Annotated in this window: 20 protein-coding genes; all 20 read right to left on the bottom strand. The window is 62.4% G+C overall.

Features of this window, described 5'->3' with window-relative positions; all coding sequences use genetic code 11:
- Positions 1 to 218 precede the first annotated feature (218 nt).
- The 20 genes from accD to ABQJ48_RS13995 all read right to left on the bottom strand — a co-directional run bounded on the left by accD (position 219) and on the right by ABQJ48_RS13995 (position 19,537).
- Entirely contained in the window at positions 219 to 1,091 is an 873-nt protein-coding gene (accD, locus tag ABQJ48_RS14090) for an acetyl-CoA carboxylase, carboxyltransferase subunit beta (protein ID WP_367838618.1), read from the bottom strand.
- A 79-nt stretch (positions 1,092 to 1,170) separates the two neighbouring features.
- Positions 1,171 to 1,983, bottom strand: coding sequence for a tryptophan synthase subunit alpha (gene trpA / locus ABQJ48_RS14085; RefSeq protein WP_367838617.1), 813 nt, complete (start codon positions 1,981 to 1,983; stop codon positions 1,171 to 1,173).
- A gap of 46 nt (positions 1,984 to 2,029) precedes the next feature.
- Complete coding sequence (locus ABQJ48_RS14080; RefSeq protein ID WP_367838616.1) at positions 2,030 to 2,932, bottom strand: DNA-methyltransferase; 903 nt, start codon at positions 2,930 to 2,932, stop codon at positions 2,030 to 2,032.
- A gap of 11 nt (positions 2,933 to 2,943) precedes the next feature.
- Positions 2,944 to 4,137, bottom strand: coding sequence for a tryptophan synthase subunit beta (gene trpB, locus ABQJ48_RS14075; protein ID WP_367838615.1), 1,194 nt, complete (start codon positions 4,135 to 4,137; stop codon positions 2,944 to 2,946).
- A gap of 25 nt (positions 4,138 to 4,162) precedes the next feature.
- Complete coding sequence (locus ABQJ48_RS14070; RefSeq protein ID WP_367838614.1) at positions 4,163 to 4,876, bottom strand: phosphoribosylanthranilate isomerase; 714 nt, start codon at positions 4,874 to 4,876, stop codon at positions 4,163 to 4,165.
- Positions 4,873 to 5,685 carry a tRNA pseudouridine(38-40) synthase TruA gene (gene truA, locus ABQJ48_RS14065; protein ID WP_367838613.1) on the bottom strand — a complete coding sequence of 271 codons (813 nt, stop codon included), beginning with the start codon at positions 5,683 to 5,685 and terminating at the stop codon, positions 4,873 to 4,875. Before truA ends, ABQJ48_RS14070 begins: the two co-directional genes overlap by 4 nt.
- The gene (locus tag ABQJ48_RS14060; RefSeq protein ID WP_367838612.1) at positions 5,682 to 8,210 is read right to left on the bottom strand and encodes a FimV/HubP family polar landmark protein; all 2,529 of its coding nucleotides are present in this window, start codon (positions 8,208 to 8,210) and stop codon (positions 5,682 to 5,684) included. The genes truA and ABQJ48_RS14060 overlap by 4 nt, the downstream gene beginning before the upstream one ends.
- Positions 8,211 to 8,348: 138 nt before the next feature.
- Positions 8,349 to 9,470, bottom strand: coding sequence for an aspartate-semialdehyde dehydrogenase (gene asd, locus ABQJ48_RS14055; RefSeq protein ID WP_367838611.1), 1,122 nt, complete (start codon positions 9,468 to 9,470; stop codon positions 8,349 to 8,351).
- Positions 9,471 to 9,554: 84 nt separating this feature from the next.
- Positions 9,555 to 9,698: a hypothetical protein gene (locus ABQJ48_RS14050; RefSeq protein ID WP_367838610.1), complete on the bottom strand. Its 144-nt coding sequence runs from the start codon at positions 9,696 to 9,698 to the stop codon at positions 9,555 to 9,557.
- 128 nt (positions 9,699 to 9,826) lie between these two features.
- A complete protein-coding gene (leuB, locus tag ABQJ48_RS14045; RefSeq protein WP_367838609.1) occupies positions 9,827 to 10,894 on the bottom strand; it encodes a 3-isopropylmalate dehydrogenase in 1,068 nt (355 codons plus the stop codon).
- A 70-nt stretch (positions 10,895 to 10,964) separates the two neighbouring features.
- Entirely contained in the window at positions 10,965 to 11,618 is a 654-nt protein-coding gene (leuD, locus tag ABQJ48_RS14040) for a 3-isopropylmalate dehydratase small subunit (protein WP_367838608.1), read from the bottom strand.
- 86 nt (positions 11,619 to 11,704) lie between these two features.
- Complete coding sequence (locus ABQJ48_RS14035; protein WP_121320181.1) at positions 11,705 to 11,863, bottom strand: entericidin A/B family lipoprotein; 159 nt, start codon at positions 11,861 to 11,863, stop codon at positions 11,705 to 11,707.
- A 5-nt stretch (positions 11,864 to 11,868) separates the two neighbouring features.
- Positions 11,869 to 13,278, bottom strand: a complete 1,410-nt coding sequence (gene leuC, locus ABQJ48_RS14030) for a 3-isopropylmalate dehydratase large subunit (protein WP_367838607.1) — start codon at positions 13,276 to 13,278, stop codon at positions 11,869 to 11,871.
- A 346-nt stretch (positions 13,279 to 13,624) separates the two neighbouring features.
- Positions 13,625 to 14,926 (bottom strand): citrate synthase, encoded by a 1,302-nt coding sequence (gltA, locus tag ABQJ48_RS14025; protein WP_367838606.1) that lies wholly within the window; start codon positions 14,924 to 14,926, stop codon positions 13,625 to 13,627.
- Between the two features lie 83 nt (positions 14,927 to 15,009).
- Entirely contained in the window at positions 15,010 to 15,282 is a 273-nt protein-coding gene (locus tag ABQJ48_RS14020) for an FAD assembly factor SdhE (RefSeq protein ID WP_367838605.1), read from the bottom strand.
- A gap of 1 nt (position 15,283) precedes the next feature.
- Positions 15,284 to 15,988: a succinate dehydrogenase iron-sulfur subunit gene (locus ABQJ48_RS14015; RefSeq protein WP_367838604.1), complete on the bottom strand. Its 705-nt coding sequence runs from the start codon at positions 15,986 to 15,988 to the stop codon at positions 15,284 to 15,286.
- Between the two features lie 24 nt (positions 15,989 to 16,012).
- Positions 16,013 to 17,788 carry a succinate dehydrogenase flavoprotein subunit gene (gene sdhA, locus ABQJ48_RS14010; RefSeq protein WP_367838603.1) on the bottom strand — a complete coding sequence of 592 codons (1,776 nt, stop codon included), beginning with the start codon at positions 17,786 to 17,788 and terminating at the stop codon, positions 16,013 to 16,015.
- Positions 17,789 to 17,792: 4 nt separating this feature from the next.
- Positions 17,793 to 18,161 (bottom strand): succinate dehydrogenase, hydrophobic membrane anchor protein, encoded by a 369-nt coding sequence (sdhD, locus tag ABQJ48_RS14005; RefSeq protein ID WP_367838602.1) that lies wholly within the window; start codon positions 18,159 to 18,161, stop codon positions 17,793 to 17,795.
- A 3-nt stretch (positions 18,162 to 18,164) separates the two neighbouring features.
- Positions 18,165 to 18,581: a succinate dehydrogenase, cytochrome b556 subunit gene (gene sdhC / locus ABQJ48_RS14000; protein ID WP_367838601.1), complete on the bottom strand. Its 417-nt coding sequence runs from the start codon at positions 18,579 to 18,581 to the stop codon at positions 18,165 to 18,167.
- A gap of 155 nt (positions 18,582 to 18,736) precedes the next feature.
- Positions 18,737 to 19,537 carry a GntR family transcriptional regulator gene (locus tag ABQJ48_RS13995; RefSeq protein WP_367838600.1) on the bottom strand — a complete coding sequence of 267 codons (801 nt, stop codon included), beginning with the start codon at positions 19,535 to 19,537 and terminating at the stop codon, positions 18,737 to 18,739.
- Positions 19,538 to 20,107: the final 570 nt, after the last annotated feature.

Genomic DNA, 20,107 nt, shown 5'->3' with positions numbered 1-20,107 from the left:
AGCATAGCGCGGCGGGCAGTTTATGCGCAGAAAGCCGCGGGCGGCAGCGCGGCTGGCGCCGCCGCGTAGCGAGACTGTGATTATCCCGGAAATGAGAGCGCGCCGCTCGATGACTCACGCGGCGCGCTGTTTGTTTGCTGTTTGTTACTGCGTTTCGACCCCACCCCCGGCTCGGCAAACTGCGACATGGCGGGTCGATTGCTCTCCATGGCCGTCGCTTACGCGACCGCGTCCGCCGGCTGATGGGTCAACAGCGCCAACAATTGAGCCAGCTCTTCCCGGAGCTTGCGACGATCTACGATCATGTCGACCGCGCCCTTCGTCAGCAGGAACTCGGCGCGCTGGAAGCCTTCGGGCAACTTTTCGCGAACGGTTTGTTCGATCACACGCGGTCCGGCAAAGCCGATCAGCGCCTTCGGCTCGGCGATCACCACGTCGCCGAGAAACGCGAAACTCGCGGACACGCCGCCCATTGTGGGATCCGTCAGCACGGAAATGAACGGCAGCTTCGCTTCGGCGAGCCGGGTGAGCATGGCGGTGGTCTTCGCCATTTGCATCAGCGACAGCAGGCTTTCCTGCATTCGCGCGCCGCCTGAAGCGGTAAAGCAGATAAACGGCACCTTCTGTTCGAGCGCGTTCTGTGCGCCGCGCGCAAAGCGCTCGCCCACCACCGAACCCATCGACCCGCCCATGAACGAGAACTCAAAGCAGGCGACCACCACCGGCAAGGTGTGAATGGCGCCGCCCATCACGACCATGGCGTCGGTTTCATCCGTATCGTCCATCGCCTCTTTCAGGCGATCCGGATACTTGCGGCTGTCCTTGAACTTGAGCGCGTCGACCGGAACGATTTCCTGGCCGATTTCGTAGCGGCCTTCCGGATCGAGCAGGCCGTCGAGCCGCTCACGCGCGCCAATACGCATGTGATGGTCGCACTTCGGGCAAACATGCAGATTGGCCTCGACGTCATTGCGGTATAGCACGGCTTCGCACGACGGACACTTGATCCACAGGCCTTCCGGAATTCCCTTGCGGCTCTTCGGGTCGGTTTGTTTGATTTTGGGCGGCAGCAGCTTGTCGAGCCAGCTCATATTGAATCCTTCTGGGGTCACGGTCGCGCGAACGGCGGGACAAGCCCGCCGTTCGCACTCGAGCGAGAAAAAGTAACTGTTATCGGGCTGTCGCGACGCTATCGATCGCCTCTCGTACTTCAGCGACGAAGCGCGTAAGCGTCTGCGCGGCGGTTTCCGGTGCTGCCTGTTCGAGCAATTGGACGATACGGCTGCCGATCACGACGGCATCGGACACTTCGGCCACCAAACGCGCGGTTTGCGCGTCACGGATGCCGAAACCGACGCCCACCGGCAGGGGAACTCGCGACTTGATGGCCGGGATTTTACTCGCGATGCTGGAAACGTCCAGATTTGCCGCTCCGGTCACGCCTTTTAGCGACACATAGTAGACGTAACCGCTGGCAATCTTGCCCACTTCTGCGATGCGCTCGTCCGTGGACGTCGGTGCCAGAAGAAAGATCGGATCGATGCCGGCCGCACGCATCTGTTCCGCGAAGTTCGCGCATTCTTCCGGCGGGTAGTCGACAACCAGCACGCCATCGACGCCAGCCTCCTTGGCCGCCTTCGCGAAGCCTTCGGTGCCCATGCGTTCGATCGGATTCGCATAGCCCATCAATACGACCGGCGTGCTGTCGTTGGTTTCGCGAAAGCGCTTGACGTCGGCCAGCACGTGGCGCAACGACACGCCTTGCGCCAGCGCGCGTTCGGACGACTGCTGGATCACCGGGCCGTCGGCCATCGGATCGGAAAACGGCACGCCTAGTTCGATCACATCCGCGCCGCCGGCGGCGAGCGCGTGCATGAATTCAACCGTGCGGGACGGGTCAGGGTCGCCAGCCGTCATGAACGGAATCAGGCCTTTTCGACCTTCGGCGGACAACGCGGCAAACGTGTTCTTGATACGGGACATGGAATGTTCTCGGTATTGTGGCTACTGCGCCCTGCGCGCACATCGGTCATTGCACTTCGGGCTGCCGTTGCGGCTTGGCTTTGACGCGGCGAGGGCCGGGTGCAGAAGCGGCGGCGCTGACGCGCTCGCGCGCTATCGCACAGTAGCTTTCATTGATCTCATAGCCGACGAATTCACGCTGCTGACGGGCGCAAGCGACGGCGGTCGTGCCGCTGCCCATGAACGGGTCGAGCACGCGGCCGCCCTTCGGACAACTAGCCAGCACCATCCGCTCGACGATCTCCAGCGGTTTCTGGGTGGGGTGCGCGACCCGTTCGGCATGTTGCCGATGCAGCCGCGAAACCGACCAGACATCCTTCGGATTGTAGCCAAGCTCCAACCACTTGCTGCCTTCGAACAACTTGCGCGAACGCGCCTTCTTCGTAACGGCGTCATACGGGATGCGGACGGGATCGAGATCGAAGAAATAGTCCTTCGACACCGCGAAAAAGCCGATGTTGTCGTGCACCGAGGTGAATCGGCGCACGGTGCCGCCCATGCTCGGTACGCGCCGGTCCCAGATGATTTCGTTGATCATCGTGAGTCTGGTCTTCAGGAAACTGAAGATTTCCGGCGCATATTGCCACGTGCAGAAAATGTACAGCGAACCCGACGGCTTGAGTTTCGGAATAGCCAACTCCAGCCAGCCGCGCGTCCAGCCGAGAAAGTCCTCGCCTGTGCGCATATCCGAGTCGTTACCGTAGTCCTTGCCCAGCCCATAGGGCGGATCACATACGATCAGGTCGATCGACGCGTCGGGAATATTCGCTACATCGGTCAGAAAATCGCGGTTCAACAACCGAATGCCGGCCGGCACCTGCGCCACCAACGGGGCAGGCGCCGCTCCTTCGTCGGCGGCCGGGTTCTGAACGTCACCGGCCGCCTGCGGCTCGTCGAACTCGTCGCGCATCGTCGCGGCGCTCAGAACTGGATGCCCGATCGCTCGGCGACCGTATGCATGTCCTTGTCGCCTCGGCCCGACAGATTGACCAGCAGGACCTTGTCCTTCGAGAGCGTGGGCGCCAGCTTCGCGGCATAGGACAGCGCGTGGCTGGACTCCAGCGCTGGAATGATCCCCTCGATGCGGCAGCAATCGTGAAAGGCTTTGAGCGCTTCTACGTCAGTGATACCGACGTATTGTGCACGATTGCTCTCCTTCAGCCATGCGTGTTCGGGACCGACGCCGGGATAGTCGAGGCCGGCCGACACCGAATGAGTCTCAATGATCTGGCCGTTTTCGTCCTGCAGCAAGTACGTGCGATTGCCGTGCAGAACGCCCGGACTGCCGCCGATTAGCGAAGCCGCGTGACGGCCCGTTTCGATGCCGTCGCCCGCCGCTTCCACACCGATCAGTTGCACGGCGGCGTCGTCGATATAGGGATAAAAGATACCCATTGCGTTCGAACCGCCGCCGACGCACGCGATCACCGCATCGGGCTGGCGTCCGACCAGTTCCGGCATCTGCACCTTGCATTCATCGCCGATCACGCGCTGGAAGTCGCGCACCATCATCGGATAAGGATGGGGACCTGCCACCGTGCCAATGATGTAGAACGTGTTTTCGACGTTGGTGACCCAGTCGCGCATGGCTTCGTTGAGCGCGTCCTTGAGCGTGCGCGAGCCGGACTCGACCGGTACCACGGTCGCACCCAGCAGCTTCATGCGATAGACGTTGGCGGCCTGGCGTCGCACATCCTCCACGCCCATGTAGACCACGCATTCCATTCCGAAACGCGCTGCGATGGTCGCCGTGGCCACACCGTGCTGACCGGCGCCGGTTTCCGCAATCACCCGCGGCTTGCCCATGCGTTTTGCCAGCAGGGCCTGGCCGATCACGTTGTTGATCTTGTGGGCGCCAGTGTGGTTGAGGTCTTCGCGTTTGAGGAAGATCTGCGCGCCGCCCAGCAGTTCGCTCCAGCGCTGCGCATGATAGATGGGCGACGGCCGGCCGACGAAATACTTCAACTCGCGTTCATATTCGGCGATAAAGCCGGGATCTTTCTGGTACTTCTCGTAGGCTTCCCGCAGCTCGTCGAGCGCGTGAACCAGCGTTTCGGCGACGAACACGCCGCCGAACTGGCCAAAATGGCCTCTTTCGTCAGGCAAGTTATACATGGCGATCACTCTTTCCAGTGGGGAATCATTCGACATCCGCTGCGCGCACCGCGCGCACGAATGCCGCCATCCGGGCGTGATCCTTCACGCCCTTGGCGCCCGCGACTTCGATGCCGCTCGAGACATCGACCGCGTACGGGCGCACGCGATGGATCGCATCACTGACGTTTTGCGCGTTCAACCCACCACTCAAAACGGCCCGACGCGCGAGCTCTGCTGGAATAAGTGACCAATCGAAAACCTTTCCGCCGCCGCCATAGCCCTCGACATGCGTGTCGAGCAGAAGACCATTGGCCGCTGAATAGTTGAGAGCCGATTCTACCAAATCGGCCGGTTGAGTATCCGCCGCAACGCGCAATGCGCGCAACCAAGGCAAACCCGCAACGCCCGCGAGCGATTCGCACTGCTCGGGGGTCTCGTCGCCATGAAATTGAAGTAGAGTGAGCCCGACATTGCTCGCCACTTCGTGAATCCATTCGGGCGTCGCGTTGACGAACAGCCCGACCACGGACACGAAAGGCGGCACGTCGCGCACCAGTTCGGCCGCTTGCGCGACGCTGACCGAGCGCGGGCTCGGCGGATAGAACACGAGGCCGATCGCGTCGGCGCCCAGCTCGATCGCGTGAGTGACGTCCGCCGGTTTCGACAGTCCGCACAGCTTGATGCGCGTGCGATGCGGCACGTTGGGCGCATCTTGCGCGGCACCCGCCGGGTGGGCGAGGTCTTGACTAGCTTTCATATTTCCGGTTGCTCGGTCCATACGGTACTCCACGGCACGCTGCCCGTTTTCGGCGCGGGCACGGCGAATTTCTCAGGATAGCCCACTTGCGCCAGATACAAGCCGTCCGGCATGAAGGTCGGCGCGGCGCAGTCGCGGCTGCGGCTCGCGAGCACGTCGGCCAGCCATTCGGGCGGCCGGCGCCCGCGCCCGATTTCGATCAGGCAGCCCATCAGGTTGCGCACCATGTGATGCAGGAACGCGTTCGCCCGGAAGCGGAAATGAATGAAGTCGCCCTGCGGCCGAACGTCGACTTCGTACAGATGCTTGATCGGCGTTTTCGACTGGCATTGCGACGAACGGAACGCCGAAAAGTCCTGTTCGCCGAGCACATGAACGACACAGGCCCGCATCGCGTCGACGTCGAGCGGCACATGCACCCAGCCGGCCCGGGTCGCCAGCATCGGCGAGCGCACCGGACTGACGTAGAGCACGTAGTAATAGGTTCGCTCGAATGCCGAAAAGCGCGCATGAAACTCGTCGGGCATCGGCTTGGCCCACTGGACGCCGATCGTCTTCGGCAGAAACGCGTTCGTGCCGCGTACCCAGGAGACGTCCAAACGGTCGAGTTCCGTGTCGAAATGCACGACTTGCCCCAGCCCATGCACACCCGCATCGGTGCGGCCCGCTACCACGGTACGCACGGGCGTCTGAGCAAATTCGCGCAGCGCCCGTTCCAGTTCGTCCTGCACCGTCCTACCGTGCGGTTGCGCCTGCCAACCGCCGAATGCTGCGCCGTCGTACTGGACGCCTAATGCAATCCGCCTCACGACAAGGGCGCCAGCGTCGAGAGCAACGCGCGCGCCTCGGTGCGCGTGGCCGGATCGTCCGCTTCGATCACTTCGTTGATGAGCGTGCGTGCGCCGGACAGATCGCCCAGTTCGATGTACTCGGAGGCCAGATCGAGCTTGTTGCGGGCAATACGGATCAGATCGGTTTGCGTGAACGCAGGCAGCGGCGGGGCTGGGCTCGGCGGCAGTTCCAGATCGAAGTCGAGGTTCAGCGCGCCGAAGCTGCGCGCGCCCAAGCCCGCGAGCGCCGCATGACCGGCCGTGCCGGCGGCGATTTCATCGGCGATATGCGGGCTGTCGTCCAGTTCTTGCGACGTGATCGCGTGCTGAGCGGCGTCTTGCGGCGACGCTGCCGGCTGTGTCGCGGCCGATGTTGCGGCATGCCCGGTGTCGGCCGGGGAGTCGATGCGCGGCGGCAGCGGCATGTCGAGGCTGCTGAACGCGTCGACGGCATCGCGCGGGAATGCGCTCGGGGCAGCGGACACGGGCTGAGCGGGCGTCGACGGTTCGGGGAACGTGCTCGAGACCGCATCGTCGGACGGCTGCCCCAACGGGGGCACGGTGCGCGACTCGGTGTTTTGCTGAGCGAAGTCGATCACCGGTGCGGGAGTATCGGGATGATCCTGCCTATCGGTGGCGGGCTCCTGTTGGGCGCTCGGCGCGCTGCGCGCCGGTTCGTCGTTCCATTGCCGGTGGCGAGTGGGGTCGTCGCGCTGCCGCGGTTCGTCGAGCGGTTCGAGCGGGTCCAGCGGCTGGAGCGGCAACGCTTCGGCGCCCAGTTCCGCCGCGGCGGCGAGGCTTGGGGCCGTCGTCGCGCCGTTGCTCGTCTCTGGAGGAGCCGCGGGAAGAGGCTCCGATGAGGAAGCGCTTTCGGCGAGCTGCGGGGCGTTCGCGGATGGTTGAGCCGGTTCGGCGTGTACGGGCGACGCGGCGGGTATTTGCCCGCTTCGCTTCGGTGAAGCGGGGTCCTGGGTGACGCTGTCGGCGCGAGCTTCGTGCCCCGCGGCTGGCTCGGCCATTGCCTGTTGTGCTACCGTCCCTGCTGCCGTGTGATCCGCTGATGACGGTTCGGCTGACGTGCGTTCGGGTGCTGTCTGTTGGGGTGATGTCTGTTCGGCCGCTGCTTTTTCAGCTGCTGCTTTTTCAGCTGCTGCTTTTTCGGCTGCTGCGTGTTCGGCTACGCGTTGAGCTGCCGCATGTTCCGCCACTGCACTTTCGCCTGCCGCGCGTTCGGCCGCCGGCTCGTCCTGTGCCGCCCTATCCTCGCCCGCCAGCGCGGCCGCTTCCCCCGCCGATTCACCGTCACGCGCACGTGCTGCCCGGCTCGCGAGCATCTGCTGGTCGCTTGCCGGTGTCGATGCGGCACGGCCATCCGCGGACGCCGCCTCCGCCGCCCCACCAGCCTCCCGCTTGCGCCGAAGCGTCCGTAAAGCCGCGAGCAGAACAACCAACGCTGCGCCCACCGCCGCCGCGATGCTCAACCCCGTTTGCGACATGCCGGGACTATTCGGCACGGGAACCACTGCCGCGCTCGCATGCGCCGTTTCGGCCGGCTTGGCCGACGATGCAGCCGGCACCGACGCGGACCCGCCCACGGACGCAGTGCCGCTGGTTGCCACCGGCGCGCCACCGATGCCGTGCTTTTGCAATTCCATCAGCACGCGGTTCTTCAGCGCGAGCAATTGCTGCAAGCTGGAAACCTGCGCGTGCGGCTGGGATGCCGGCTGTGCACCCGCCGTCGCCGGAGCGCGGGGTCGAGCGACAGCGGCAGGCTCGCTAGCCGTCGGTTGAATCGCGCCCGACCACTCGCGCCCGTCGCTGGCGGACGACGATGCCGCCTGGCTACCCGCGACCGGTGCCGACGAAACCGCACCGCTTACGGCCGCGCCAGCCGGCGCCGCGCGTGCCTCAGCCGGCGCGCTGGCGACCTGTGACGTGACAGGCGCGGCCGGCGCAGCGGAACGAGCCGCCGAACTTGCCGGGCTCGCGGCACTTGCTGCAACCGCATTGGCCTGCGCGGCGCCGCTCGCCGCGTCAGTCGCCGCCGCGGTACCCGGCGCAGCCGCGCCCGCAGCCGCCTGCGCAGCCGGCGACGAAGCAGTCGAAGCAGCCGCCAAAGCCCCCGAAGCATCGAGCGCCGGAATCGTCAGCACGGCTCCCACACGCATCCGGCTCGGATCGTGGCTCATGAACGCGTTCGGATTCGCGTCGAACAGCGCGTGCGTCGCACGTGCGAGCGTCGCCCGATCGTGCGACTGGGTCACCGCAATCGCCACGTCGTTCAACGACTGCCCGGGCCGCACCGTGTATTGACTGCCGGCCGCATACGAGACTGAGGCGGCGTCCGGCGCGCTCGCGGCATCGCCGGGCGCGGCGAGCGCGCTGCCCATGCCAGCGCCGGCCAGCGCCAAAACCAAAGCGGCTGCGGCCGCCGGGCGGCCCGTCAAACGGTTTTTATCTTGATGATTGGACATAGCCCGAAGGGATGAGAGTCGAAGGTTCATCGGGACTCCAGGCGCGTCAGCGCGCAGCCCTTGTTCGCGGTTCGAAAGTGACAAGATGATCGGAGCACACAATGAAAAAAGCGCCGCGCAAGCGCGACGCTTCCTGGTTTTCTACGCGTCGTGAGCGCGTAGTTTACTTCACTTGTCGAGCACAATGCGAAGCATGCGACGCAGCGGTTCGGCCGCGCCCCACAGCAGCTGATCGCCCACGGTGAAGGCCGACAGATATTCGCCGCCCATCGCCAGCTTGCGCACCCGGCCCACCGGCACCGTCAGCGTGCCCGTGACCACCGCCGGGGACAAATCGCGCATCGACGCTTCGCGCTCGTTCGGCACGACCTTGACCCAGTCGTTGCCGGACGCGAGGATGCTGTTCACCTCGTCGAGCGGCACATCCTTGTTCAGCTTGATGGTCAGCGCCTGCGAGTGGCAGCGCATCGCGCCGATGCGCACGCACAGACCGTCGACCGGGATCGAACCCGGCGTGCCCATGGCCGGCTTGCCGAGAATCTTGTTGGTTTCGGCACCGCCCTTCCACTCTTCCTTCGACATGCCGTTGCCGAGATCCTTGTCGATCCACGGAATCAACGAGCCGGCGAGCGGCACGCCGAAATGGTCGGTCGGCATGCGATCGCTGTTCATCGCGCTCAACACGCGACGGTCGATGTCGAGAATCGCCGACGACGGATCAGCCAGGTCTTCCTTGGCCGCACCATACAGCGTGCCCATTTGCTGCAGCAACTCGCGCATGTTCTGCGCACCCGCGCCCGAAGCGGCCTGATACGTCATGGCCGTCATCCAGTCGACGAGGTTTTCGCGGAACAGGCCGCCGAGCGCCATTAGCATCAGGCTGACCGTGCAGTTGCCGCCGATGAAATTCTTCTGCCCCTTGACCAACGCGTTCTTGATCACGTCGAGATTGACCGGATCGAGAACGATGACCGCGTCATCTTTCATGCGCAGCGACGAGGCCGCGTCGATCCAGTAGCCGTTCCAGCCCGCCGCGCGCAGCTTCGGGAAGACTTCGTTCGTATAGTCGCCGCCTTGGCAGGAGATGATTGCTTCGCACTTCTTCAGGTCTTCAATGCTGGTCGCATCTTTGAGCTTGGTCTCGTTTTTGGCGAACGACGGCGCGTTGCCGCCCGCGTTGCTGGTGCTGAAAAACACCGGTTCGATCAAGTCGAAATCGCCTTCCTGCTGCATGCGTTGCATCAGGACGCTGCCGACCATGCCGCGCCAACCTACGAGACCTACGTTCATGACTTGATACCCTTCGAGTGGAGACTTCCCCGCATCTTTGCCCGCAGTGACCGCGCGGGGAAGATGAGCGGGCACGACGGACGATCAGCGTTTCGTGATCGTTTTCGGGGTAATTGTTTTGATGAGCGTCGTGGTGACGATGGCGAACTCAACCGCACGGGCCGTTTTGCCGTGCAGTTCCAAAATCGAGGAGATTTGGGAGATCTGCGCCATCGCTACAATATACACGAAAACCCGAAACTGGCGACGTCATTCGCCGCTACCGTCCGTATTACGCGCAAATCGGCCCATTTTCGGGCCGATTTGCGTTTTAACGGGCGTTTGACGACCCGTTACTGCGTTGAGTGCAACGCGGTTTACAGCGCTGCGACGACGGCGTCGCCCATCGCGGCGGTGCCCACCTGCCTGCAACCCGGCGTGAGAATGTCGCCGGTGCGATAGCCCTGCTCGAGCACCGTCTTCACCGCGCTTTCGATGCGATCGGCCTGGTCCGCCCTGTTCAGCGAATAACGCAGCATCATTGCCGCGGACAGGATGGTGGCGAGCGGATTGGCCACGCCCTTGCCGGCGATATCCGGCGCGGACCCGTGCGACGGCTCGTACAAACCCTTGTTGTTCTTGTCGAGCGAGGCCGACGGCAGCATGCCGATCGAGCCCGTCAGCATGGCCGCCTCGTCGGACAGGATGTCGCCGAACATGTTGCCGGTGACGATCACGTCGAACGACTTCGGCGCCTTCACCAGTTGCATCGCGGCGTTGTCGACGTACATGTGCGACAGTTCAACGTCCGCATATTCCTTCGACACCTCGATCATGATGTCTTTCCAGAACTGCGACGTTTCCAGCACGTTGGCTTTGTCCACCGAGGTCAGCTTCTTGCCGCGCTTTTGCGCTGCCTGGAACGCGACGTGCGCGATGCGACGCACTTCCGGTTCCGAATAACGCATTGTGTCGAAGCCTTCCTTTGCGCCGGCGAACAGGCCGTCCGGCGCTGTGCGCACGCCGCGCGGCGCGCCGAAGTAAATGTCGCCGTTCAGTTCGCGCACGATCAGAATGTCGAGACCCGAGACAATCTCTTCCTTGAGCGAGGACGCGCCGGTGAGCTGCGGATAGCAGATCGCCGGACGGAAGTTCGCAAACAGCTCCAGGTGTTTGCGCAGACCAAGAATCGCCTGCTCAGGGCGCAGCGCGCGTTCGAGCTTGTCGTACTTCCAGTCACCGACCGCGCCGAACAGGATCGCGTCCGCTTCTTTCGCAAGCGCCAGCGTCGACTCAGGCAGCGGGTGGCCCTTCGCTTCGTAGCCCGCACCGCCAACCGGCGCTTCTTCGAGTTCGAACTTCTCGCCGAGCACGTTCAGCACCTTCACGGCTTCCTTGACGATTTCGGGACCGATGCCGTCGCCCGGCAACACTGCGATCTTCATGCGAATTCCTTGATGATTTTCTTCGAGACTGTTGAGCACGAATCGGCGCGGGCACGAGGCCCTCATGCGCTTATCCGACGATACGGTGATCCAGCCACGGCTGTTTGGCGATACGCTCCGCTTCGAACTGGCGAATCTTGTCCGCGTGACGCAGCGTCAGGCCGATATCGTCGAAACCGTTCAGCAGGCAGTATTTGCGGAAACCCGCGACCTCAAACGGGTATTCGACGCTGTCGTCCGCGGTGCGCACGACTTGCGCTTCCAGGTCGACGGTCAACTGGAAGCCGTTGAATGCATAGGTTTCGTTGAACAGGTGATCGACTTGCTGTTCGGTCAGCACGATCGGCAGCAGGCCGTTCTTGAAGCAGTTGTTGTAGAAGATATCCGCGAAGCTCGGCGCGATCAGCGCGCGAAAACCGTATTGCTGCAATGCCCACGGCGCATGCTCGCGCGAACTGCCGCAGCCGAAGTTCTTGCGCGCCAGCAGCACCGATGCACCCTGATAACGCGGTTGATTCAGCACGAAATCCGGATTCAGCGGCCGCTTCGAGTTGTCCTGCCCCGGTTCGCCGTGATCGAGATAACGCCATTCGTCGAACGCGTTGGGACCAAAGCCCGTACGCTTGATCGACTTCAGGAATTGCTTCGGAATGATCGCGTCCGTGTCGACGTTCTCGCGATCGAGCGGCGCCACGACGCCGGTGTGTACGATGAATTTATCCATGACGCTTGCGCCTGTTTCAAGAGCGGGCGACGCGCGCAGCGGCCGAAAAGCCGCTCGTCGCGTCGCCGGCAACAATCAAAAACCGCTTATTTCTCAGCGTGATTGCTGATCGAATTGCCGAGGTGAGACATGTCCTGGCCGAATCCGTGCACCGTGTTGCAACCGGCCAGACCGAGCAATAGCCCGGCGAGCGTACCGAGTGCGAAGCGGCGCAATAGAGTGCTGCGATTCATGTTCTTCATCATGCGATTCATCCAAGCTTGCGAATATCGACGAAATGCCCTTCGATGGCTGCGGCCGCGGCCATTGCGGGGCTCACCAGGTGAGTGCGTCCACCGGCGCCCTGACGACCTTCGAAATTACGGTTCGAAGTGGATGCGCAACGCTCGCCCGGATCCAGCCGGTCGGCGTTCATTGCGAGACACATCGAGCAGCCCGGTTCGCGCCATTCGAAACCGGCGTCGGTAAAGACCTTGTCGAGGCCTTCACGCTCGGCCTGCGCTTTGACGAGGCCCGAACCCGGCACAACCATCGCCAGACGGATGTTCGGGGCGACGCGGCGGCCCAGTTTCTTCACGACGTAAGCCGCGGCGCGAAGGTCTTCAATGCGCGCGTTGGTGCACGACCCGATGAAGATTTTATCGGGCTTGATCGATTCGATCGGCGCATTGGGTTCGAGCGCCATGTACTTGAGCGCGCGTTCCATCGCATCGCGCTTGACGGGATCCTTTTCGCGCTCCGGGTCCGGCACGCGGCCGTCCACGGCCGTGACCATTTCCGGCGACGTACCCCACGTGACTTGCGGCACGATTTCCGCGGCGCTCAGTTCGACGACGCGATCGAAATGCGCGCCCTCGTCCGACTTGAACTGCTTCCAGTACTCGACCGCGTGATCCCACTCGCCGGCCTGCGGCGAGTACGGGCGACCTTTCAGGTATTCGAGGGTGGTGTCGTCGACCGCGACCATACCGGCGCGCGCGCCGGCTTCGATGGCCATGTTGCAGACCGTCATGCGGCCTTCCATGGACAACGCGCGGATCGTCGAACCGCCGAACTCGATCGCGTAGCCGGTGCCGCCCGCCGTGCCGATTTTGCCGATGATCGCAAGCACGATGTCTTTCGCGGTGCAGCCGCGCGGCAACGGGCCTTCGACCTTGATCAGCATGTTCTTGCTCTTTTTCTGCAAGAGCGTTTGCGTGGCCAGCACGTGCTCGACTTCCGAGGTGCCGATACCATGCGCCAGCGCGCCGAACGCGCCGTGCGTGGACGTGTGCGAGTCACCGCAGACGATGGTCATGCCCGGCAATGTGGCCCCCTGCTCCGGCCCGATGATGTGCACGATGCCCTGCCGCAGGTCGTTCATCTTGAACTGCGTGATCCCGTAGGTGTCGCAGTTCGAATCGAGCGTGTCGACTTGCAGCCTGGACACCGGGTCGGCGATGCCGTGGCTGCGGTCCGTGGTCGGGACGTTGTGGTCCGAGACGGCCAGATTCGCGCTGATGCGCCACACCGGCCGCTCCGCCAGCTTCAGGCCTTCGAACGCCTGCGGGCTGGTCACTTCGTGCAGCAGGTGACGGTCGATATAAAGAATCGTCGTACCGTCTTCTTCCGTGTGGACCACGTGTGTGTTCCACAATTTGTCGTAGAGAGTCTGTGCCATGGTATGCGGGGTAGTAATGACTGCGGGCTGACTGTGTCGGTCGATTATGCCACGCAGCGCCCCGCCATGGGCCCCTCAATCTGCTGAAAAAGCGATAAAAAACAGGGAGTTGGGTGGTAGTGTCGATACCTGTATGGGCGTTACCCGGCACAGGTTCGCGCGAGGGTGGCGTCATGCGCCGAAGCAGCAACGCCAGCACGCCGCGACGCCCCAGCCCCGTGCCGCGCTGCATTGCAAAAGCAAACGCCCCAACGTTAAACCCGTTGGGGCGTTTTCCGTGGCGCGGACTCCACGCTCATTCGCAACAGGACAACCGCTACAAACTACGCAGCAGGCTTAGATCCGATCAACGTTGCGCGAGCGGCTTCGCTTCCCGCTGCGTCTCGCCGATGAACAGCTGACGCGGACGGCCAATCTTCTGCTCAGGATCAGCGATCATTTCGTTCCACTGTGCGATCCAGCCCACCGTACGCGCCATCGCGAAGATACACGTGAACATCGACGTCGGAATGCCCAGCGCGCGCTGCACGATGCCCGAGTAGAAGTCGACGTTCGGGTACAGCTTGCGCGACACGAAATATTCGTCTTCCAGCGCGATCTTTTCCAGCGCCATGGCCAGCTTGAACAGCGGGTCGTCGTGCAGGCCCAGTTCTTCCAGCACTTCGTGGCAGGTTTCGCGCATCAGCTTCGCGCGCGGATCGTAGTTCTTGTACACGCGATGGCCGAAACCCATCAGCTTCACGCCCGAGTTCTTGTCCTTCACCTGCTTGATGAACTCAGGAATATGGTCGACAGAGCCGATTTCTTCCAGCATGTTCAGCGCGGCTTCGTTCGCACCGCCGTGCGCCGGGCCCCACAGACAGGCGATACCCGCCGCGATACACGCGAACGGATTCGCACCCGACGAACCGGCGAGACGCACCGTCGAGGTCGACGCGTTCTGCTCGTGATCCGCGTGCAGAATCAGGATGCGGTCGAGCGCGCGCACCAGCACGTCGTTGACTTCATAGTCCTCGCAGGGGTTCGAGAACATCATGCGCATGAAGTTCGCGCTGTACGACAGGTCGTTCTTCGGATAGACGAACGGTTGGCCGATGCTGTACTTGTACGCCATTGCGACCAGCGTCGGCAGCTTCGCAATCATGCGGATGGCGGACACGTCGCGATGACGCGAATTGTTGATGTCGAGCGAGTCGTGATAGAACGCCGACAGCGCGCCCACGGCGGCGACCAGAATCGCCATCGGGTGCGCGTCGCGACGAAAGCCGCGGAAGAAGAACTGCATCTGCTCGTGCACCATCGTGTGATTCGTGACGGTACTGACGAACTCTGTTTTCTGCTTTGCGTTGGGCAGTTCGCCCTTGAGCAGCAGATAGCACGTTTCGAGGAAGTCGGCGTTCTGCGCCAGGTTGTCGATCGGATAGCCGCGATACAGCAGTTCGCCCTTGTCACCGTCGATGTAGGTGATCGCCGAATTGCACGCCGCCGTCGACATGAAGCCCGGGTCGTACGTGAACTTGCCGGTCTGGCCGTAAAGTTTACGAATGTCGATCACGTCCGGGCCGAGCGTGCCCTTGTAAATCGGCATTTCAACGCTAGGCGAATTGTCGCTGAACGATAGCGTGGCTTTAACATCTGACGGGGTCATAGCAGATCCTCAATCGAAGTATGAATACAGGGTTTCGATAATCGCACGCCTGGGTCAATGGACTGGTGGCGAAACGGCGGCGCTCACGCGTTGCGCAGCAGCTCCAGCACCCGGATCACATCCGGGTCGGCAAGCTCGCCTTCAGGTTCCTTGCGCACGAGCAGCAAGTCCATCAGGTCGTTATCGCTCAGCTCGAGCAGGCGCGTGAGGGCGCCCACATCGGCATCGCTGAGGTCATGCTCATATCGGCTGAAAAAACGCTCGAAGATCAGATCGTTTTCCAGCAAGCCCCGCCGCGCACGCCAGCGAAGACGCGCGCGGCGGAGAGGGTCGGACTGATGCGGTGTTTCGTCCATCTCAGACAGCGCGGCGAACCATCAATTCCTTGATCTTGCCGATCGCCTTCGTCGGGTTCAGGCCCTTCGGGCAAACGTCGACGCAATTCATAATGGTGTGGCAACGGAACAGACGGTACGGATCTTCCAGATTGTCGAGACGTTCACCCGTCGCTTCGTCGCGGCTGTCCGCGATGAAACGGTAGGCTTGCAACAGCCCAGCCGGGCCGACGAACTTGTCCGGGTTCCACCAGAAGCTCGGGCACGACGTCGAGCAGCTAGCGCACAGAATACATTCGTAGAGGCCATCCAGCTCGTCGCGTTCTTCCGGCGACTGCAGGCGTTCTTTTTCCGGCGGCGGCGTATCGTTGATCAGGTACGGCTTGATGGAATGGTACTGGTTGAAGAACTGCGTGAAGTCGCAGATCAGGTCGCGCACAACCGGCAGGCCCGGCAGCGGACGCAGCACGATCTTTTGCGGCAGATCGTTCATGTTCTGCAAACAGGCCAGACCATTCTTGCCATTGATGTTCATCGCGTCGGAACCGCACACGCCTTCACGGCATGAACGGCGGAACGACAAGGTCTCGTCCATTGCCTTCAGCTTGAGCAACGCGTCGAGCAGCATGCGTTCGTGCGAGTCGATGTCGATCTCATACGTTTGCATGCGGGGAGCCGCATCCTTGTCCGGGTCGTAGCGGTAAATTTCGAATGTACGCTTTGCCATTTCTGAATTCCTTTGACTTGTGCCTTAGAAGGTACGCGCTTTCGGCGGCACCGATTCGACGGTCAGCGGTTGCATGTGAACCGGCTTGTAGTCGAGGCGATCACCTTCGCTGAACCACAGCGTATGGCGCAGCCAGTTTTCGTCGTCGCGATGTTCGAAGTCGTCCTGCGCGTGCGCGCCACGGCTTTCCTTGCGCGCTTCGGCGGAGACCATTGTGGCGCGTGCCACTTCGATCAGGTTCGCCACTTCCAGCGCTTCGACACGGGCCGTGTTGAACACCTTCGACTTGTCCTTCAGATGGATGTTGTCGACACGTTCGGTCACTTCGCGGATGCGCTCGACACCCTTGGCGAGCAGCTCCGACGTGCGGAACACGCCAGCGTGCGCCTGCATCGTGGCGCGGATGTCGTTCGCGACGTTCTGCGTGTACTCGCCCGAGGACGACCTGTCGAGCCTGTCCAGACGCGACAGCGCCATGTCGGCAGCGTCGGCCGGCAACGGTTTGTGCTCCTTCATGTCGTTCACGTGCTTGACGATGTGGTTGCCGGCCGCGCGGCCAAACACCACGAGGTCGAGCAGCGAGTTCGTGCCCAGGCGGTTCGCGCCGTGCACCGACACGCAAGAGCATTCGCCCACGGCATAGAAACCGTTGACCACTTCTTCATGACCGTTCGGCGTGCCGACCACCTGACCGTTGATGTTCGTCGGGATACCGCCCATCTGGTAGTGGATGGTCGGCACGACCGGAATCGGCTCCTTGATGCAGTCGACGTTCGCGAACTTCAACGCGATTTCGCGGATCGACGGCAGACGCTTCATGATCGTCTCCGCACCGATGTGCGACAGGTCAAGCAGCACGTGATCCTTGTTCGGACCCACGCCGCGGCCTTCCTTGATTTCCTGATCCATCGAACGGGAAACGAAGTCGCGCGGCGCCAGATCCTTCAGCGTGGGCGCATAGCGCTCCATGAAACGCTCGCCATTCGAATTGCGCAGAATGCCGCCTTCGCCACGCACGCCTTCGGTAATCAGCACGCCCGCGCCGGCCACGCCGGTTGGGTGGAATTGCCAGAATTCCATGTCCTGCAGCGCGATGCCCGAACGTGCGGCCATGCCCAGGCCGTCACCCGTATTGATGAACGCATTGGTCGATGCCGCGAAGATGCGGCCCGCGCCGCCCGTAGCGAACAGCGTGGTCTTGCCTTCGAGGATGTAGACGTCGCCGGTTTCCATTTCCAGCGCGGTCACGCCGAGCACGTCGCCGTCGGCGTCGCGGATCAGGTCCAGCGCCATCCATTCGACGAAGAATTGCGTCCTGGCCGCGACGTTCTGCTGGTACAGCGTATGCAGCAGCGCGTGACCGGTACGGTCAGCCGCCGCGCAAGCGCGTTGCACCGGCTTTTCGCCGTAGTTCGCGGTGTGGCCGCCGAACGGCCGCTGATAAATCGTGCCGTCCGCGTTGCGGTCGAACGGCATGCCGAAGTGTTCGAGTTCGTAGACTGCATTCGGCGCTTCGCGGCACATGAACTCGATCGCGTCCTGATCGCCGAGCCAGTCGGAGCCCTTGATCGTGTCGTAGAAGTGATAGTGCCAGTTGTCTTCGCTCATGTTGCCGAGCGATGCCCCGATGCCGCCTTGAGCCGCGACAGTATGCGAACGCGTCGGAAACACTTTGGACAGCACGCAGACCGACAGACCGGCGCGCGCGAGTTGCAGCGAAGCGCGCATCCCCGAGCCGCCTGCGCCGACGATAACCACGTCAAACTTGCGACGCGGCAGATTATTCTTGATTGCAGCCATTCTTTTACACTCTCCAGAGAATCTGCGCAGCGTAGCCCGCACATGCGAGCAGCCAGACGATCGTCAGCGCCTGAAGCAACAGACGCGTGCCAACGGGCTTCACATAGTCCATCCAGATGTCGCGGATACCGACCCACGCGTGATAGAAGAGCGACAGCAGCATCACGAACGTGGCGAGCTTCATCCATTGCGTCGCGAAGATCGACGCCCAGCCTTCGTACGAAAAGTCCTGCGCGCCGAAGAACCACGCGAGCAGGATCACCGTGTAAATGGCCATCACTGCGGCGGTGATGCGTTGCGCGAGCCAGTCGCGCAGACCGTAATGCGCGCCGACGACGAGACGCTTCGAACCGATTCGGTTATTGGCTGACATTTTTTAGAATGCTCCGAACAGTTTTGCCGCGAATGCAAGGGTGAGCAGCGACGACACGACAAGCACCACGATGGAGGTCTGCTTGCCTTTTTCCTTCGACACCGCGTTGTGGTTGGTATCCATCACAAGGTGACGGACGCCGGCGCAGAAGTGAAACAGGAAAGCCCACGCAAGAACGAGCGTGATGAGCTTGACGATGATGTTGGAGAGGAACCCTTTGAAGACGCCGAAACTCAATTCGGAAGTCAGGCTCTGATCGAAGAGGTACAGCAGGAACGGAAGAAAAACAAACAGCAGACCACCGCTCAGACGGTGCAGGATCGACACTCGCCCCGCTAGCGGAAGACGGTATGCCGTCAATATTTGCCCAATACCGATGTTCCGGAATTCCGGCCTCGGTTTTTTTACGGCTTCAGCCATGCTAGACCCCTACTTGTAGTCACACTAATCCGCAATTTTAGCGCCTTTTCATATCGCGCTGCAGCGAAAACCACCACAGGTCCGTTGCAGTGCGGGCGAGAAAGGCGCCCTCAAACAGGCGCGCGCGTGGGATGCGCGCGTTGTTTCAGCCCGATTCAGCTGAGATCATTCTGATAGTAGTACCCGGTCGTGACATACCAACCGCGCCGGACTTCGACCGGCCGGTCGCCGTACGTATAGGACACCCGTTCGACCGACAGCAGCGGAAAGCCCGCCGGCACGCGCAGCAGTTCGGCCACCGAAGGCTCGGCCGCCACCGCGCGAATCTTCTCGGTCGCGCGGATCATCCGGGTGCCGAACTCCGTCTCGAACATCGCATAGAGTGGACCCTTGTACTCCGACAGACGCTCGAGCGTAAGTCCGCGGAACACCGCGCCGGGTAGCCAGATTTCGTCGAGTACCGTGATTTCGCCGTCGAACTGCAGCAAGCGCTTGATCAGCACTACCGGATCGGCTGGCTTCAGATCGAGTTGCCGGGCGATTTCCGCTGAAGCGCGCAGACGCCGGCACTCGAGCAGGCGGCTCACGTGCGGATGCTCCGCACCGTCATCGGCCAGCAGTCTCAGGAAACGAAACTGCGCGCGGTCCTCGTTGTGCGTTGCGACAAACGTACCCTTGCCCTGGCGGCGCACCAGCAGGTTGTCGGCGGCAAGTTCGTCGATCGCTTTGCGCACCGTGCCCTGACTGACCTTGTATCTTGCGGCCAATTCGACTTCACTAGGAATGATCTCGCCCGGCTTCCATTCGCCGCCTTCCAGACTTTGCGTGATCAGCCCCTTGATCTGCTGGTACAGCGGGCTGAACGTAGGCGACGCAGCTGGTGCAGCAGCGGATACACCTTCTCCCGCAGCCCCTTGGCCGCTCGGGTGGTTGGTGTTCGCCGGGTTCGAATTCATGCGCGCATTTCATCATAAAGGACTGGGGTGCGTCTAGGTTTTTCCCGGCAACAGATGTGTCTTATATAAGACATAAGATAATGTTGACTTTGCGTCTGGCGGCTCCTACACTCCTTGTCGAGCAAGGGTTTGCGGGTTTTTTCGGCGGTTGCCCAGCGCAGCTGCGCAACGCGCCGGCAGCCTCTTTGCACCATGCTGTTCCCACGCAGTTCACGTTTCGATTCGCCGCCAGCCGTTGGCCAGACGCTTGCCGAAACAGGCTGTTCGCAGGAGCCCGCACCGTGCAGGGGCTACCCGGCGTATCGAAGTCGCGTCCCCGTCTTCCCGAGAAAACACCGCGCCGCCAGCGTTCCGGGCTTCGCAGTCAGTTTCCCGCCCGAACGAGGTCCGCTGCGGCAATGGTTGGTTGCCGCTCGGGCACCCGCACGCAGCCCGGTGGAGGACATTCGGCAGAACAGGTTTCCGGCATGGCGGTCTTGCCGAACACGCCGCCCGGCCTCGGCAAATGGCGAGACCGGGCGCGAACAGCGAATTCCGCCGTGTTTCATAACGCTTCGCTGAACGCGCATA

Source organism: Paraburkholderia suaedae (assembly GCF_040812055.1).
GTDB lineage: Bacteria > Pseudomonadota > Gammaproteobacteria > Burkholderiales > Burkholderiaceae > Paraburkholderia.
The sequence above is the reverse complement of the archived record's forward strand: the minus strand, read 5'-3'. Positions and strand labels throughout refer to the sequence as shown.